4 tRNA genes and 1 rRNA gene are annotated in these 606 nt (G+C 50.3%); all 5 read left to right on the forward strand.

What is annotated here, in order from left to right:
• Positions 1 to 98, forward strand: a 5S ribosomal RNA gene (rrf, locus tag JI665_RS28235); the annotation flags it as partial.
• Between the two features lie 9 nt (positions 99 to 107).
• Positions 108 to 183, forward strand: a tRNA-Val gene (locus JI665_RS28240).
• Positions 184 to 203: 20 nt separating this feature from the next.
• Positions 204 to 279, forward strand: a tRNA-Thr gene (locus tag JI665_RS28245).
• Positions 280 to 421: 142 nt separating this feature from the next.
• Positions 422 to 497 (forward strand) — tRNA-Lys (locus tag JI665_RS28250).
• A 15-nt stretch (positions 498 to 512) separates the two neighbouring features.
• Positions 513 to 597 (forward strand) — tRNA-Leu (locus tag JI665_RS28255).
• Positions 598 to 606 lie beyond the last annotated feature (9 nt).

Below are 606 nucleotides of genomic sequence, written 5' to 3' on the forward strand. Positions count from 1 at the left end.
AGGTCACACCCGTTCCCATACCGAACACGGAAGTTAAGCTTCTCAGCGCCGATGGTAGTTAGGGGCTGTCCCCTTGTGAGAGTAGGACGCTGCCGGGCGTTAATAATGGAGGATTAGCTCAGCTGGGAGAGCATCTGCCTTACAAGCAGAGGGTCGGCGGTTCGATCCCGTCATCCTCCACCATCAATTTAATTATACAAGTTGCCGGTGTAGCTCAATTGGTAGAGCAACTGACTTGTAATCAGTAGGTTGGGGGTTCAAGTCCTCTCGCCGGCACCACTTTAGCGAGCCATTAGCTCAGTCGGTAGAGCAGATTGCAGCACCAGTGAATTACTTCACCCGAATAGCAATCTGTGACAAAGCGTTTAGCTTTGGAACATCTGACTGCACATTTCAGGCTTTAGGAAGTCTCATAAAATATGAGCCATTAGCTCAGTCGGTAGAGCATCTGACTTTTAATCAGAGGGTCGAAGGTTCGAGTCCTTCATGGCTCACCATTTTAATTTAATATTGCGGGTGTGGCGGAATTGGCAGACGCACCAGACTTAGGATCTGGCGCCGCAAGGCGTGGGGGTTCGACTCCCTTCACCCGCACCATTCTTTAAG

This window comes from Bacillus sp. NTK034 (assembly GCF_017303275.1).
Taxonomy (GTDB): domain Bacteria; phylum Bacillota; class Bacilli; order Bacillales; family Cytobacillaceae; genus Cytobacillus.